Source organism: Tsukamurella asaccharolytica, from assembly GCF_007858435.1.
GTDB classification, from domain to species: Bacteria; Actinomycetota; Actinomycetes; order Mycobacteriales; family Mycobacteriaceae; genus Tsukamurella; species Tsukamurella asaccharolytica.
In genome coordinates this window covers 1-13,926 of sequence record NZ_VIGW01000020.1, presented here as the reverse complement: position 1 = coordinate 13,926, position 13,926 = coordinate 1, and the positions used below count along the sequence as shown (strand labels likewise).

The 13,926-nt window shown below is 72.6% G+C and carries 14 protein-coding genes and 1 tRNA gene; 8 read left to right on the top strand and 7 right to left on the bottom strand.

The genetic code is table 11. The annotated features are described in order from the left end of the window. Nucleotides 1-25: 25 nt before the first annotated feature. A complete protein-coding gene (locus FK529_RS19060) occupies nucleotides 26-586 on the top strand; it encodes a DUF1707 SHOCT-like domain-containing protein (protein ID WP_146564135.1) in 561 nt (186 codons plus the stop codon). A gap of 38 nt (nucleotides 587-624) precedes the next feature. Further along, nucleotides 625-1,248, top strand: coding sequence for a maleylpyruvate isomerase family mycothiol-dependent enzyme (locus tag FK529_RS19055; RefSeq protein ID WP_146564133.1), 624 nt, complete (start codon nucleotides 625-627; stop codon nucleotides 1,246-1,248). Between the two features lie 3 nt (nucleotides 1,249-1,251). Here the strand turns inward: FK529_RS19055 and FK529_RS19050 are convergent, their stop codons facing one another. From FK529_RS19050 to FK529_RS19040, 3 genes are all read right to left on the bottom strand, one after another. Continuing rightward, nucleotides 1,252-1,716, bottom strand: a complete 465-nt coding sequence (locus FK529_RS19050) for a DUF8021 domain-containing protein (protein WP_146564131.1) — start codon at nucleotides 1,714-1,716, stop codon at nucleotides 1,252-1,254. Nucleotides 1,717-1,740: 24 nt separating this feature from the next. Further along, nucleotides 1,741-2,478 (bottom strand): Clp protease N-terminal domain-containing protein, encoded by a 738-nt coding sequence (locus FK529_RS19045; protein WP_146564129.1) that lies wholly within the window; start codon nucleotides 2,476-2,478, stop codon nucleotides 1,741-1,743. Between the two features lie 214 nt (nucleotides 2,479-2,692). Then, nucleotides 2,693-3,046, bottom strand: coding sequence for a Fe-S protein (locus tag FK529_RS19040; RefSeq protein ID WP_146564128.1), 354 nt, complete (start codon nucleotides 3,044-3,046; stop codon nucleotides 2,693-2,695). 91 nt (nucleotides 3,047-3,137) lie between these two features. Between FK529_RS19040 and FK529_RS19035 the strand changes: the two genes are divergently transcribed. Beyond that, complete coding sequence (locus FK529_RS19035) at nucleotides 3,138-4,331, top strand: NAD(P)/FAD-dependent oxidoreductase (protein WP_146564126.1); 1,194 nt, start codon at nucleotides 3,138-3,140, stop codon at nucleotides 4,329-4,331. Nucleotides 4,332-4,401: 70 nt separating this feature from the next. On the opposite strand, the gene FK529_RS19030 is transcribed toward FK529_RS19035, so the two are convergent. The 3 genes from FK529_RS19030 to FK529_RS20310 all read right to left on the bottom strand — a co-directional run bounded on the left by FK529_RS19030 (nucleotide 4,402) and on the right by FK529_RS20310 (nucleotide 6,215). Beyond that, the gene (locus tag FK529_RS19030) at nucleotides 4,402-5,397 is read right to left on the bottom strand and encodes a DUF4349 domain-containing protein (RefSeq protein WP_146564124.1); all 996 of its coding nucleotides are present in this window, start codon (nucleotides 5,395-5,397) and stop codon (nucleotides 4,402-4,404) included. Beyond that, nucleotides 5,394-5,960, bottom strand: a complete 567-nt coding sequence (locus tag FK529_RS19025) for an RNA polymerase sigma factor (protein ID WP_146564122.1) — start codon at nucleotides 5,958-5,960, stop codon at nucleotides 5,394-5,396. Before FK529_RS19025 ends, FK529_RS19030 begins: the two co-directional genes overlap by 4 nt. 69 nt (nucleotides 5,961-6,029) lie before the next feature. Beyond that, nucleotides 6,030-6,215 (bottom strand): hypothetical protein, encoded by a 186-nt coding sequence (locus tag FK529_RS20310; protein ID WP_193559733.1) that lies wholly within the window; start codon nucleotides 6,213-6,215, stop codon nucleotides 6,030-6,032. A gap of 161 nt (nucleotides 6,216-6,376) precedes the next feature. Between FK529_RS20310 and fdnG the strand changes: the two genes are divergently transcribed. The 3 genes from fdnG to nrfD are packed head-to-tail and all read left to right on the top strand — an operon-like array spanning nucleotide 6,377 to nucleotide 11,648. Next, the gene (fdnG, locus tag FK529_RS19010) at nucleotides 6,377-9,553 is read left to right on the top strand and encodes a formate dehydrogenase-N subunit alpha (RefSeq protein ID WP_193559732.1); all 3,177 of its coding nucleotides are present in this window, start codon (nucleotides 6,377-6,379) and stop codon (nucleotides 9,551-9,553) included. Then, complete coding sequence (locus FK529_RS19005) at nucleotides 9,541-10,563, top strand: 4Fe-4S dicluster domain-containing protein (RefSeq protein WP_146564116.1); 1,023 nt, start codon at nucleotides 9,541-9,543, stop codon at nucleotides 10,561-10,563. The genes fdnG and FK529_RS19005 overlap by 13 nt, the downstream gene beginning before the upstream one ends. Beyond that, on the top strand, nucleotides 10,560-11,648 hold the full coding sequence (gene nrfD / locus FK529_RS19000; RefSeq protein WP_146564114.1) for an NrfD/PsrC family molybdoenzyme membrane anchor subunit: 1,089 nt from the start codon (nucleotides 10,560-10,562) through the stop codon (nucleotides 11,646-11,648). Before FK529_RS19005 ends, nrfD begins: the two co-directional genes overlap by 4 nt. On the opposite strand, the gene selD is transcribed toward nrfD, so the two are convergent. Then, the gene (gene selD, locus FK529_RS18995; RefSeq protein ID WP_146564112.1) at nucleotides 11,638-12,627 is read right to left on the bottom strand and encodes a selenide, water dikinase SelD; all 990 of its coding nucleotides are present in this window, start codon (nucleotides 12,625-12,627) and stop codon (nucleotides 11,638-11,640) included. The genes nrfD and selD overlap by 11 nt on opposite strands. Nucleotides 12,628-12,689: 62 nt before the next feature. Between selD and FK529_RS18990 the strand changes: the two genes are divergently transcribed. Beyond that, nucleotides 12,690-12,785, top strand: a tRNA-Sec gene (locus FK529_RS18990). Nucleotides 12,786-12,833: 48 nt separating this feature from the next. Next, nucleotides 12,834-13,926, top strand: a 1,093-nt coding sequence (gene selA, locus FK529_RS18985; RefSeq protein WP_146564111.1) for an L-seryl-tRNA(Sec) selenium transferase, incomplete at its 3' end; no start/stop codon positions are given.

The window sequence follows — 13,926 nt, the reverse complement described above, 5'->3', positions numbered from 1 at the left end:
AGGGCGGAATCGTTAGGGTCGGGCCATGGCGGACAGCGATGGAATCCGGGTGGGTGACCCCGAACGACAGCGGGCGGTCGAGCTGCTCGGCGAGGCGATGGCCACCGGGTACCTGACCGTCCAGGAGTTCGACCAGCGTACGCATGCGGCTTACAGCGCCGCCAATCGTGGTGAGTTGCAGGGCCTCGTGAACGATCTTCCGATACGCGACAGGCTGTTCCCGTCGGTGCCGGACGCTGCGGACCGATCGGTCGAGGCCCTCGACCTGGAATGGACGACGGTGCGCCGCAGAGGTGTGTGGGCGGTGCCCGCGCGTCTGCGGATCACGGGATCGATGGGAACCGCGAAGCTCGACTTCCGCAGCGCCGACCTCCCCTACGGCGGTGTCGAGATCGAGGTGCAGATCTCGTGGAGCACGCTCAAGCTGCGACTCCCGCCGACGATGCGCGTGGATGCGACCGGCATGGAGTACTCGGGATGGAGCTCGCTCAAGGACAAGGCCGGTCCTCCCGACGGTGCCGCCGGGCCGCTGGTCGTGCTGCGAGGGTCCGCCGCGGCGGGGAGTTCGATCCAGCTCCGCCGCTGAGGTGTTCCGCGTTACGGTGAGCGGGACGAAGGAGTGCCATGTCCGATGCCTGGCAGTTGGTCCACGCGGAGCGCCGCGCCCTGATCGCCTACCTCGAGGGCGTCGACGATGCGCGCTGGGACACGCCGTCCCTCTGCCCGGGGTGGCGCGTGCGCGACGTCGTCGCCCATCAGATCTCCACCGCGAATACCACGCGCCTGGGCTTCGTCAAGGGAATGATCCTCGCTCGTTTCGACTTCGACCGTGACAACCAGAACGGGGTCGACCGCGAGCTCGGCCCGGCGGCGCAGATGCTCGACCGGTTCCGCGCGCTCGTCGACCGCACCTCGGGCCCGCCCGCTCCGCTCGATACCCGGCTCGTCGAAGCCGTCGTGCACGGCGAGGACATCCGGCGTCCGCTGGGCGCCGTCGGCGAGTACCCGACGGAGGCGGTGGAGCGGGCCCTGCGCCTGCAGGCCCGTACCGGGAAGGGCATGGGCGGTGCGAAGGAGCACGTCGCGGGGCTGCGGTTGCGCGCCACCGACGCGGACGTCACGCTCGGCGACGGCCCGGAGGTCACCGGTCCGCTGCTCGCCCTGCTGCTCGCCGTGAGCGGGCGCACCGTCGGCCTGGAGGAGCTAGGCGGGCAGGGCCTGCCCACCCTTGCCGACCGCGTCGGGTGACGCTCAGCGCGGCGGCGCGACCGTGATTCGCGCGTCGATGCGGGTGATGAGGCAGGTGCTCCGCGGAATCCGGAAGTCCTCGTCGGTCGGGGCGTCCACGATGCGCTGCCCCGCGATCCGGACGGGCACGATGAAACGGTAGTTGAGCAGGTCGCGGTCGCCGCCCGGGGCGACCGTCCGTGCGGTGACCCGTGGAGCGTCCATGACCGAGTACTGCAGGTGGCGGTCCAGGTCCCGGCGCAACTGCTCGCCGGAGAACCCGGTCTGAAGACCGTTCTCGAACCGGACGGCGTTCGGCGCGAACGGTACCGCGCCGGCCTTCGTGCGATCGCTGAGGGCGGCGAGGTAGGCGTCCGCCGCGGCGAGCTGCCGCGCGGGAGTGCAGCTCGCGGCCGTCGCAGGCGCGGCGATCGCGGCGGACACGAGAGCGAGGATCAGGGCTGGCGTGAGGCGTGCGATGGAGGCCATGGGCTTACGGTACCGCGCGCCACCTCACTCGGGTTGGTACGCCGAAAGGACCTCGCGTACCGCGGCGTCGATCGTCGCGTGGTCCACGTCGCGCTCGATCAGGAAGGCCGCGCCGGGGCCGGTGCCCTCCGCCAGGATGCCGAGCAGGATGTGCTCGGTGCCGACGTAGTTGTGGCCCAGTCGGAGCGCCTCGCGCAGCACCATCTCCACGACCTTCTTCGCCGCCGGTGAGAAGGGAATGAGCTCCGGGCTCTCCTGGGAGTCCGGCGTCGAACTCTGCCGGTGCAGGACGGCTTCGGTGACCGCCTCCTCAGTGATTCCCCGACCGAGGAGTAGGCGGGCAGCGATTCCCTCGGGCTCGCGGAACAGACCCAGCAGCATGTGGTCGGTGTCGATCACCGGGCTCCCCACCTCGCGCGCCTCGTCCTGCGCCGCCACCACGACACTCCGCGCCCGCGGCGTGAACCGCGAGTACGGCGAGCCGGTCGCGTCGATCAGCGCCGACGGGTCGATGCTCGGCGGCGCCGAGCGCTGCTGCGCCGCCTGCTTCGTCATCCCCATGGACTCGCCGATCGAGGTCCAGGTGGCGCCGCTGCGCCGCGCCTGGTCGACGAAGTGCCCGACGAGGTGGTCGGCGGTCTCGCCGAGGTGCGCCGCGACCGCGACGGCGTCGCCCAGGTGGTCGAGTGCGTCGCCGTCCGGGTGGAGCGCGTGCACGGTGCGGATGAGGGCGTCGAGGCTGACGGGGCTGTTCGAGGACATGTGTCAATCATGAGTTGACGAAGGCGGGTTGTCAACTGTTGATTGACGCATCTCGGGCGACGCGGCAGGTCCGGCACTACGAGAACAGGGGGCGTCGCACCGGGGCGGCGGCTATCGGGTGTTCACCGAAGGAGGACGTACTGTCTCCGACGCGTCTGGCGCATCGAGGCCGAGCTATCGGCGACGGAGACGGCAGAGCTGGTGGACATCGGCGTCACCAGATGACGGCGAGCCCCGCGGCGATCAGCGACAGCACGCCCGCGGCGTAGAACATCCCGCGCGGGACGGCCTCGCCGGTTCGCTTCTGCCGCGCGCTCCCCATCCCGAGCAGGCCGCCGAGCGCGAGCAGGATGACCAGTTTGATCCCGATCTTCGGGTAGTTCAGCTCGATCCCCGCAGGCCACGGTGCGGCGAGCGCAAGCCCGGTGACGAGCGAGACCAGCAGTCCGTAGTCCATGACCCGTTCGAACCGGAACCGGCCCGCTGCCGCCGAGGCGACCCAGCTGCCGAACGTGACGGCGAAACCCACGATGTGCACCAGAACTATTACGTTGCGTAGTATTTCCATGATCCGAGCGTAGCGAACCGGACGAATCGTGCATCCGATACGTCGATGCGAGGGGTTCCCCTCGTCGACGGACGGGTCTACGGTCGAGGGCATGGGTGCGATCGTCATCGTCGGAGCAGGACTGGCGGCCGCGAAAGCGGCCGAGGCGCTACGGGATCTGGGCCACGACGGCTCGATCACGCTGATCGGCGCCGAATCCCATCCGCCGTACGAGCGACCCCCGCTGTCCAAGGACTACTTGCAGGGCAAGGCCGAGCGCGACAGCGTCTTCACCTTCGACGCCGCCTGGTACGCCGACCACGACGTCACCCTGCGGACCGGCGTCCGCGCGACGTCCCTCGACCGGGAGGCGCGCACCGTCGGCCTGGATACGGGGGAGTCGCTGGCCTATGACGACCTGGTGCTGGCCACGGGGTCTCGCGCGCGGCCGCTGCCGGGGGCCGACGGGGTGCACTACTTGCGCACCCTCGACGACAGCGACGCCCTGCGAGCCGCCTTCGACAAGGGCGGTCGCCTGGGCGTCGTCGGCGGCGGCTGGATCGGGCTCGAGGCGGCCGCCGCGGCCCGCGAGGCCGGCCTGGGGGTCACCGTCATCGAACCCGCCGAACAGCCGCTCCTCGGCGCCCTCGGCCCCGAGCTCGGCACGGTCTTCGCCGACCTGCACCGCTCGCACGGCGTCGACCTGCGTACCGGCGTCGGCGTGCAGGCCGTCGAGCCCGGCGGGAAGGGACTGGTCCTCGAGGACGGGACCACGATCGAGACCGACGCCGTGCTCGTCGGGATCGGGGCGATGCCGAACATCGAGCTGGCCGAGGCGGCCGGCCTGGAGACCGCGGAGGGCGGCGTGGCCGTCGACGCGGGGCTGCGCACCTCCGACCCGCACGTCTTCGCCGTCGGTGACATCGCCGCCGCCGAGAACCCGACGGTCGGACGGCGCGTGCGCGTCGAGCACTGGGCCAATGCCCTCAACCAGCCGCGCGTCGCCGCCGCCAACATCCTCGGCGGGTCCGAGGTCTACGACCGTCTCCCGTACTTCTTCACCGACCAATACCAGCTCGGCATGGAATACCTGGGCCTGTCGACCGGGTACGACCACGTGGTGATCCGCGGCGACCTGGACGCCCTCGAGTTCGTCGCCTTCTGGCTGGCGGAGGGGCGCGTTCTGGCCGGTATGAACGTGAACGTGTGGGACGTGGGCGACGATGTGCGTGCGCTGATCACGTCCCGCCGGGTGGTCGACGCCGCGCGTCTCGCCGATCCCGGCGTCCCGCTCGCGCAGGTCTAACACTCGTGTTGCCCCCGCCGGCGAGCGCGGCACCGTTGCGGCGCCGCGCTGAGGCCCGCGTTCCAGGCGGTCACGGGCGGGGCCGGAAGCGGCGCACCGCCCGGTAGACCCCGTAGAGCACCAGCAGCACCGCGGCCCACGGCAGCACCGCGCCCGCGATCACCAGCAACCACCGCCCGGCACCGAGCAGCGCGTCCCAGCCGTCCCGCAGCCCGCCCGTGAACCCGGACCGGTCGACGGTCACCGTCGGCTTCTCGACCGTCACCGTCACCGTCGAGAGTGCGACCTGGTCCCCGATCGCCGCGCGCCGCGACTGCAGGGATTCGAGCTCCTGCTGGCGCGACGTGAGCGCGGACTCCGCCGCGATCACCTGGTCGGTGGTCTCGGCCCTCGCGAGGATCGCCGTCAGCCGGTCGACGGAGACCTGCGTCGCGCGGATCCGCGCCTCGAGGTCCACGACGGTGCCGGTCACGTCCTCGTGCTCGAGCCGGACGGAGCCGACCTCGCCGAGGCCGCCGACCTTCTCCACGAGCTCGTTCACCTTGTCGTTCGGCACTCGGAGCGTCAGCGTCGCCCGGGCCTTCTCCCCGCCGGATTCGGTGCGCGCGTCGACGCGGCCGCCGAGGCGCTCCGCGGTCGCGGCCAGCTCCTTGGCCGCCGAGGCCGGGTCCGCGTTCGTCACGTCGACGGTGCCGGTCGTGATCACCTGCCGGTTCGCCGGCGCGTTCACCGGGGTCGACGGCGCGTCCGGCGCGGCCTTCGGGGCGGGGGCCACGGCGGCCCGGCCGCCTGTGGGCGCGGACTCCGCGGCCCCGCGCGCCCCTGTCTGCGGAGCGGGGGCGGAGTACGCGGACTCGGTCTTGTCGCCTTGGAGCTGGGTCGCGACGACGCCTCCGCCCACGGCGACGACCGCGACGGCGGCGGCCGCGGCGATGCCCATCGTCCGACGCCGGCGGCTACGCCGACGGGTCCGGAGGTCGTCGTTCACCTCGGTCAGCACCGCGGACCGCATCGCGGCGAGCCGGTCGTCGGTGAGGATGTCGTCGGGGGTGATCCGGGTGGTCATGACTGCTCCCTCAGGGTGCTCAGGTCGGCGCGCAGGCGGCTGCGCAGCCTGGAGACGCGGTTGCGCACGGCGGCGTGGGTGACGCCCACCTCGGCCGCGGCCCGCTCGTAGGTCTGGTCGTCTTCCACGCACAGGCGGTAGAGACGCTGGTCGGTGGGCGACAGGGAACTCACCGCGGCGGCGATGAGCGCGCGGATCTCTGCGGCGAGCACCTCGTCCTCGGGCGACGGTGCGGCGCCCGGCGGTTCGGCGTCGTCGAGCGGCGCCGCTCTGTCGCGGACCGCCGAGAGGCGCCTGCCCGCGTTCAGCGCGGTGTACCGCGCGGTGGTGAGCAGCCACGGGAGCACCGACTCGTCCACGATCCGCACGGAGGCGATGCGGCGCCAGAGCGTGAGGAAGGTGTCCTGCGCGACTTCCTGCGCGGCGTCGGCGTCGCGCAGGACGGTGTACGCCTGCCAGTAGACGGGGCGCACGTGGCGGTCGTGGATCGCCGCGAACGCCGAGCCGTCGCCGCCCGCGGCGCGGGCGAGGAGGGTCCGGTCCGCGGATTCGTCGGTTCTCATCGTGGACGTCACACCCCCTCTATGTCGCCGGGGCGGCCGACCGTCTCATCTGGATCCGACGGTGCCGGGTCAGAAGGTCAGGTGGATGCCCTCGCCGTCGACGCGCATTCCGGCGGTCTTCGCCGCGGCGATGCCGGACTCGGAGTCCTCGAAGGCGATGCAGTCGGCGGACGTCACCAGCGCGTGCGGGGCACCGTCGAGCGAATCCACCAGCGTGCCGTCCATGTCCAGCAGCAGAGCGCGACCGGTTTGCATGCAGGTCCTCCTCGGATGAGCGTGTACGCACCACGATACGTACCGTCCGACCACGTCGGCAGGAAGCCGAATACGCACTCCTGCGCGCCTCACCCGTGGATCCACGGCGGCGACCGCGGATTCCGGAGCGGCGCCCGCGGCGCGGGACTAGGCTCAGGGGCATGACGAGGTTCAGCCCCCTCGAATGGCCGGTACTGCGGCAGCTCCGTTCCGGCGACGTCTTCGGCCGCGGCCCGGCCGTCGAGTCCGCGCGTACCCGTGCGCTCGAGCCGCGCACGAAGACCGCCGACCGCGTGGTGCAGAGCGTCTGCCCGTTCTGCGCCGTCGGCTGCGGCCAGAAGGTCTACGTCAAGGACGAGAAGGTCATCCAGATCGAGGGCGACCCGGATTCGCCCATCTCGCGCGGCCGCCTGTGCCCCAAGGGCTCGTCCAGCGAGCAGCTGGTGAACAACCCGCTGCGGCAGACGAAGATCCGCTACCGCGCGCCCTACGCCACGGAGTGGCAGGACCTCGACCGGGACACCGCGATCGACATGATCGCCGACCGGTTCATCGAGGCTCGGCGGCACGGCTGGCAGGACTACGACGAGCACGGGCGGCCGCTGCGCCGCACCATGGGCATCGCCTCGCTCGGCGGCGCCACGCTCGACAATGAGGAGAACTACCTCATCAAGAAGCTGTTCACTGCCGCGGGCGCCATCCAGATCGAGAACCAGGCCCGCATATGACACTCCGCCACGGTTCCCGGTCTGGGAGCCTCGTTCGGGCGCGGCGGCGCCACCCAGTCCCTACAGGACATGGCCAACGCGGATTGCATCGTGCTCATGGGTGGCAACATGGCGGAGGCGCACCCCGTCGGGTTCCAGTGGGTCGCTGAAGCGAAGGCCCGCGGGGCGCGGGTGATCCACGTGGACCCGCGGTTCACGCGGACCTCCGCCGTGGCGGACCGGCACGTGCCGATCCGCGCGGGCTCGGACATCGTGCTGCTCGGTGGGCTCATCAACCACGTGCTCGCCACCGACGCGTACTTCCACGACTACGTCGTGGCGTACACCAACGCGGCGGAGATGGTCGGCGAGGACTACCGCGACACGGAGGACCTCGACGGACTGTTCTCGGGGTTCGACCCGGAGACCGGCAAGTACGACCAGTCGACGTGGCGGTACGCCGACGGGCGCGACGAGACGCTGCAGGACCCGCGGACCGTCTTCCAGGTGCTGCGCCGCCACTACGCGCGCTACACCCCGGAGGTCGTTGCCGACATGTGCGGCATCTCGCCGGCCGAGTTCACCTACCTGGCGGACTCGATCACGAGCAATTCCGGTCGCGAGCGCACGACGTGCTTCGGCTACGCCACCGGGTGGACGCAGCACACGATGGGCGCGCAGTTCATCCGCACCGCGGCCATCCTTCAGTTGCTGCTGGGCAACGTCGGGCGGCCGGGCAGCGGCATCATGGCCTTGCGCGGGCACGCCAGCATCCAGGGCTCGACCGACATCCCCACGCTGTTCAATCTGCTGCCCGGCTACCTGCCGATGCCCTCGGTGGGCAAGCACGACTCCCTCGCCGACTACATCGCGTCGGTCCGCCCGGAGACCGGCAAGGGGTACTGGCAGTACGCCGACACGTACATGATCAGCTTGCTCAAGGCCTGGTTCGGCGAGGCCGCGACCGCGGAGAACGACTTCGCCTACGACTACCTGCCGAAGCTCGACGGACCGGCGGGCACCTACCAGACCGCCGTCGCCATGCTGGACGGGAAGGTCGACGGGTACTTCGTGCTCGGCCAGAACCCCGCGGTCGGATCCGCGAACGGGCGACAGCAGCGCATGGGTATGGCGAAGCTCAAGTGGCTCGTGGTGCGCGACCTCAACATGATCGAGTCGGCGACGTGGTGGAAGGACGGCCCCGAGATCGCCTCGGGCGAGCTGCGCACCGAGGACATCGGCACCGAGGTCTTCTTCATGCCGGCCGCCACGCACGTCGAGAAGGCCGGCTCGTTCACGCAGACCCAGCGGATGCTGCAGTGGCGCCACCAGGCCGTGCAGCCGCCGGGTCAGGCCCAGAGCGAGCTCGACTTCTTCTACGACCTCGGCCTCCGGATCCGGCAGCGGCTCGCCGGTTCGACCGATGAGCGCGACCGCCCGCTGCTGGATCTCACCTGGGACTACCCGCCCGACGCGCACGGCAACCCCGATCCCGAGGCGGTGCTCTCGGAGATCAACGGCCGCTTCGTCTCCGGGCCCGACGCGGGAAAGAATCTCACTTCGTACACGCAGTTGACGGCGGACGGCTCGACGATCGCGGGCTGCTGGATCTACACGGGCGTCTACGCCGACGGTGCCAATCACTCCGCGCGCCGCGTCCCGCAGGGCGGTGGCGGCATCACGCAGTCCGAATGGGGCTGGGTTTGGCCCGCCGACCGGCGGATCCTCTACAACCGCGCCTCGGCGGACCCGCAGGGGCGCCCGTGGAGCGAGCGCAAGAAGTACCTGTGGTGGGACGAGGCCGCGGGCCGGTGGGCCGGGCCCGACGTCCCCGACTTCCCGGCCACGCTCGCCCCCGGCACCGTCCCCGAACCCGGGGCGACGGGGGTCGGCGCCCTCGCCGGCGACGACCCGTTCATCATGCAGTCCGACGGCAAGGGCTGGCTCTTCGCGCCGACGGGCCTCGTCGACGGTCCGCTGCCGACCCACTACGAGGCGCAGGAGTCGCCGGTGCGCAATGCGATCTACCCGCAGCAGCAGGCGCCTGCGCGGGTGATGTTCCCGCGCGAGGACAACCTCGACGCGCCCAGCGCGGGTGATCCGGGCGCGGACGTCTACCCGTACGTCTTCACCACCTACCGGCTCACCGAGCACCACACCGCCGGCGGCATGAGCCGCTGGTCGCCGTACCTGGCGGAGCTGCAGCCGGAGATGTTCTGCGAGGTCTCCCCGGGGCTCGCCGCGGAGTGCGGGCTCGAGAACGAGGGCTGGGCCACGATCATCTCGCCGCGCGCCGCGATCGAGTGCCGCGTGCTGGTCACCGAGCGGATGCGGCCGTTGACGATCGGCGGGCGCACCGTGCACCAGGTCGGCCTGCCCTACCACTGGGGCGTCGGCAGCGACGCCGTGGTCACGGGCGACGCCGCCAACGACCTCATCGGGGTCACGCTCGACCCGAACACGCAGATCCAGGAGTCGAAGGTGGGTTCCTGCACCGTCATCGCGGGCCGGCGGCCGCGCGGCGCGGCGCTGGAGGAACTGGTGCAGAGCTACCGCGACCGGGCGGGCGTCACCACGTCGACGGACAACGTGCGGCTCACGCCGCCGAGGGAGGCCCGATGGGACAGCTGACCGGCCCCACCGACCCGAGTGCCGACGCGCACTGGCACGTGCACGAGGCGCGGCGCGGCTTCTTCACGGACACGTCCATCTGCATCGGCTGCAAGGCGTGCGAGGTGGCGTGCAAGGAGTGGAACCGCAACCCGCGCGACGGGGACCTCGAGCTCACGGGCATGTCCTACGACAACACCGTCGCGCTCGGCGCCAGCACGTGGCGGCATGTGGCCTTCATCGAACAGGACCGCGAGCGCATCGAGCGGGCCCGCGAGTCCGGCCGCGCCCTCGTCGGTCTCGGCATGCCCGCGATCCGCGGCGCCGCCCCGGCGAGCGAGGAGATGCCGGCCTGGGGCGAGGCCGACGTCACGCCGCCGGACACCCCGGAGTTCCGTTGGCTCATGTCCTCCGACGTGTGCAAGCACTGCACGCACGCGGGCTGTCTCGACGTGTGCCCGACGGGCGCCATGATGCGCACCGAATTCGGCACCGTCGTGGTGCAGAACGACATCTGCAACGGCTGCGGCACCTGCGTCGCCGGCTGCCCTTTCGGCGTGGTCGAGCGGCGTAGCGACGGCACCGTCGCCCCGACGGTGCGCGAAGGCCACCGCAAGGGCGAGCAGCCCCCGGTCGACAACCGCGGCATCGCCCAGAAGTGCACCCTCTGCTACGACCGGCTCCGCGACGACGAGACGCCGGCCTGCGCCAAGACCTGTCCCACCACGTCGATCAAGTTCGGCGAGCGCGAGGAGATGGTGGCGACGGCCCGCGAGCGCGTCGCGCAGCTGCACGCCCAGGGCATGACCGAGGCGCGGCTCTACGGCGCCAACGACGACGACGGCGTGGGCGGCACCGGCTCGGTGTTCCTGCTGCTCGACGAGCCCGAGGTCTACGGGCTGCCGCCCGACCCGAGGGTGTGCACCGCCGACCTCATGGCCATGTACAAGCGCGCCGGCACCGCCGCCGCGGGCATGATCGCCGCGGCCGCGGTCTCGTTCCTCTCGGCGCGGAAGAAGGGCCGCCGGTGACCAGCTCCGAGTTCGACCAGTTCCGACCGCCCCGGCCCGAGCGCCGCGGCACGCGCGGCGACGGCGCGCCGAAGCGGCGCCGGCCCGACGACGTCGTGGTGCCCGAGGCCGTGATCGAGCACGTCGACAGCTACTACGGCCACCCGATCGTGAAGCCGCCGCCGTGGGAGGCGCCCGTCGGCGCGTACCTCGTCCTCGGCGGTATCGCGGGCGGATCCGGCCTGCTCGCCGCGGGGGCGCAGCTCGCCGGGTATCCCGCGCTGCGGCGCAACGCCCGCCTCGCCGGCCTGGGCGCCGCGGGCGTCGGCGCGCTCGCACTGGTCGCGGACCTCGGCCGCCCGGAACGCTTCCTGCACATGATGCGCACGTTCAAGGTGACCTCGCCCATGAGCGTCGGCTCCTGGATCCTCTCCGGCTACAGCGGCATGATCGGCGTCGCCGCGGCGGTGGAGGTCGACCGTCTCCTCGGCGAGCGGCTCCCGCTCGGCCCGCTGCGGACGGTGCTGCGACTCGGGGAGGCGCCCGCCGGGCTCGGTGCGGCTGTCGTCGCCGCGCCGCTGGCGGCGTACACCGCGGTCCTGCTCGCGGATACGGCGATGCCCACGTGGAACGCCGCCTACCGGGACCTGCCGTTCGTCTTCGTCAGCTCCGCGAGCCTTGCGGCCGGCGGCCTGGCGTTGGTCACCACGCCGGCCGCGGAGGCGGCGCCGGCCCGGAACCTTGCGGTGCTCGGCGTGATCGGCGACGTCGCCGCGACCCGGATCATGGAGGCCCGCATGGACCCCGTGGCCGCCGAGCCCCTGCACCACGGCACGCCGGGGAAGCTCATGCGCTGGGCCGAGCGGCTCGCCATCGCCGGGGGCGTGGGCGCACTGCTCACGGGAGGTCGCCGGGGCCGGGTCCGACGGGGCCTCGCCGCCCTGTCCGGCGGGGCGCTCGTCGCGGCCTCGGCGTGCACGCGGTTCGGCGTCTTCGAGGCCGGCCTCGAATCTGCGAAGGATCCGCGCTACACGATCGAGCCCCAGAAGCGGCGCCTCGCCGCGCGCCGCGCAGCCGGGAACACGGGCGACTCGATCACCGGATGACCATGCGGCCCGCCGGCCCGGCGACGGTCCGGCCGACAACCGGGTAGCCCGGCACCTCGCCCACGATCAGCAGCCCGCCGGAGGTCTGCGCGTCGGCGAGAAGCAGCAGGTCGTCCTCTGCGGCGCCGTCGGCGTCCAGGTGCGGCGCCACCCAGTCGAGGTTCCGGCGCGTGCCGCCCGAGACGAAGCCGTCCCGCAGGGCCTCGCGCGCGCCGTCGACCAGCGGCACCGCCGCGGCGTCGATCTCCGCCGCGACGCCCGACGCCCGGCACATCTTGTACAGGTGCCCGAGCAGGCCGAACCCGGTGACGTCGGTGGCCGCGCGGGCGCCCGCCGCGAGGGCCGCGGCCGCGGCGTCGCGGTTGAGCGCCGTCATGGTCGTGATCGCGGCCTCGAAGACCTCGCCGGTGCGCTTGTGCCGGTTGTTGAGCAGGCCCACGCCGATCGGCTTGGTCAGAGTGAGGGGCAGACCGACGGCGGCGGAGTCGTTGCGCAGCAGCCGGTCCGGGTGCGCGACGCCGGTCACCGCCATGCCGTACTTGGGCTCGGGATCGTCGATGCTGTGCCCGCCGATCACCGGGCACCCGGCCTCCTGCGCAACGGCCGCACCGCCGCGCAGCACCTCGGTCATGAGTTCCATCGGCAGCTGCTCGCGAGGCCAGCCCACGAGGTTGATCGCCATCACCGGCCGCCCGCCCATCGCGTAGACGTCCGAGAGGGCGTTGGCCGCGGCGATGCGCCCCCAGTCGTAGGCGCTGTCGACCACCGGCGTGAAGAAGTCCGCGGTGGAGAGCACGGCCAGGTCGTCCGAGAGCCGGACCGCCGCGGCGTCGTCCCCGTCGTCCAGCCCGACGAGCACGTCCGGCGCGATCTGCCCCTGCAGGCCCCGCACGGCCTCCTCCAGCTCGCCCGGCGGGATCTTGCAGGCGCAGCCGCCGCCGTGCGCGAAGGACGTGAGCCGGGCGAGGTCTGCGGTCATGCTCCCACGCTATCCCGACCGGTCCGGCCCGAGGCCCGGGACGGAGGTCTATGTTGGTCGACGGAGGTGTCCGGGTTCCTGGTGGGCCCCCCGGTCTTCAAAACCGGTGAGGTCGAGTATCTCGGCCTGGCGGGTTCGATTCCCGTCCACCTCCGCCACACTCCGCCGGCGCGGCGGACCACGGCGAGACCCCCGGAGGAGGGCGGATGACGGACCCCCGCAGTCGGATTCCCCGCACCGACCACCTCCTCGCCGCGCCCGCGATGGTCGCCGCCGCGGATCGGCTCGGCGAGCGTAGGGTCCGCGCCGCCGTCGTCGCCGCGCAGGAGGCGGCGCGCCGCGGCGAGCTCGCGCCGGAGGAGGTCGCGGGCTCCGTCGAGCGTCAGCTGGCGGGCGCGTCGCCCGCCTCGCTGCGGCCGGTGCTCAACGCCACCGGCGTCGTGGTGCACACCAACCTCGGCCGGGCTCCGCTGTCGGGCGCGGCGGTCGCGGCCCTTGTCGACGCCGCCGGATACACCGACGTCGAGCTCGACCTGGGCACCGGCGCGCGGAGCAAGCGCGGCGTCGCCGCCCGCGCGGCACTGCTCGCCGCGTGCCCCGCCGCGGAGGAAGCACTCGTGGTCAACAACGGCGCCGCGGCCCTCGTCCTCGCCACCACCGCGCTCGCCGCGGGCCGCGAGGTGGTCATCAGCCGGGGCGAGCTGATCGAGATCGGCGCGGGCTTCCGGCTGCCGGACCTCATCGCCTCCACGGGCGCCCGCCTGCGCGAGGTCGGCACCACGAACCGCACCCACGCGCGGGACTACGCGGAGGCGATCGGGCCGGAGACCGGGTGCGTACTCAAGGTGCACCCCAGCAACTTCCGCGTCGAGGGCTTCACGGCCGACGTGCCCCTCGCCGAGCTGCGCACGGTGTGCGGCGACGTCCCGCTGGTGATGGACCTCGGCAGCGGGCTCCTCGCCGCCGACCCGGCCCTGCCCGGCGAGCCCGACGCCGCCTCCGCCCTCGCGGCGGGCGCCGACGTGGTGACCGCGAGCGGCGACAAGCTCCTCGGCGGTCCCCAGGCCGGGATCCTGCTCGGCCGCGCGGAACTCGTCTCCCGGCTCGCGAAACACCCCCTCGCGCGGGCCGTCCGCGCCGACAAGCTCGTGCTCGCCGCGCTGGAGGCCACCGTCGGCGGACCCGAGGCGCCCGTCCTCGCCTACCTGCACGCCGACCCCGAGGACCTGCGCCGCCGCGCGGAGCGCCTCGCCGCCCGCGTGGGCGGCACCGTCGTCCCGCACGACGGGCGTGTCGGCG

Excerpts from the sequence above, each read along its gene's own strand:
- FK529_RS19060 (WP_146564135.1), top strand. The coding sequence starts at position 26 with ATGGCGGACAGCGATGGAATCCGGGTGGGTGACCCCGAACGACAGCGG.
- FK529_RS19055 (WP_146564133.1), top strand. The coding sequence starts at position 625 with ATGTCCGATGCCTGGCAGTTGGTCCACGCGGAGCGCCGCGCCCTGATC.
- FK529_RS19050 (WP_146564131.1), bottom strand. The coding sequence starts at position 1,716 with ATGGCCTCCATCGCACGCCTCACGCCAGCCCTGATCCTCGCTCTCGTG.
- FK529_RS19045 (WP_146564129.1), bottom strand. The coding sequence starts at position 2,478 with ATGTCCTCGAACAGCCCCGTCAGCCTCGACGCCCTCATCCGCACCGTG.
- FK529_RS19040 (WP_146564128.1), bottom strand. The coding sequence starts at position 3,046 with ATGGAAATACTACGCAACGTAATAGTTCTGGTGCACATCGTGGGTTTC.
- FK529_RS19035 (WP_146564126.1), top strand. The coding sequence starts at position 3,138 with ATGGGTGCGATCGTCATCGTCGGAGCAGGACTGGCGGCCGCGAAAGCG.
- FK529_RS19030 (WP_146564124.1), bottom strand. The coding sequence starts at position 5,397 with ATGACCACCCGGATCACCCCCGACGACATCCTCACCGACGACCGGCTC.
- FK529_RS19025 (WP_146564122.1), bottom strand. The coding sequence starts at position 5,960 with ATGAGAACCGACGAATCCGCGGACCGGACCCTCCTCGCCCGCGCCGCG.
- FK529_RS20310 (WP_193559733.1), bottom strand. The coding sequence starts at position 6,215 with ATGCAAACCGGTCGCGCTCTGCTGCTGGACATGGACGGCACGCTGGTG.
- FK529_RS19005 (WP_146564116.1), top strand. The coding sequence starts at position 9,541 with ATGGGACAGCTGACCGGCCCCACCGACCCGAGTGCCGACGCGCACTGG.
- selD (WP_146564112.1), bottom strand. The coding sequence starts at position 12,627 with ATGACCGCAGACCTCGCCCGGCTCACGTCCTTCGCGCACGGCGGCGGC.